Genomic DNA, 245 nt, shown 5'->3' on the forward strand with positions numbered 1-245 from the left:
GAACATGGCGTTGCGGTCAGCCTGGTTGCTGCCGATGAGATGGCTCGCGCGCATGCGCTGGAAGATTTCCTGCAGCAGAAGCTGCCGTGGGTCTCTGCCAGCACGCTGAAAAAGGGCAGCAGCAAGCCGCTGCCTGCAGCTATGATGACTTTGTGCATTGATGGTGGCCGTAAAGCCAAAATACGTCCGGGAGATATTCTGGGCGCGCTGACGGGTGAAGCGGGTTATCGTGCCGAGCAGATCGG

Annotated in this window: 1 protein-coding gene; it reads left to right on the forward strand. The window is 59.2% G+C overall.

What is annotated here, in order from left to right:
• Positions 1-245: DbpA RNA binding domain-containing protein (locus SB765_RS32775; protein ID WP_410932911.1), on the forward strand; the 245-nt coding region annotated here is incomplete at both ends.

Origin of the sequence: Pseudomonas sp. SIMBA_067, assembly GCF_046534675.1 — a bacterium.
GTDB lineage: Bacteria > Pseudomonadota > Gammaproteobacteria > Pseudomonadales > Pseudomonadaceae > Aquipseudomonas > Aquipseudomonas putida.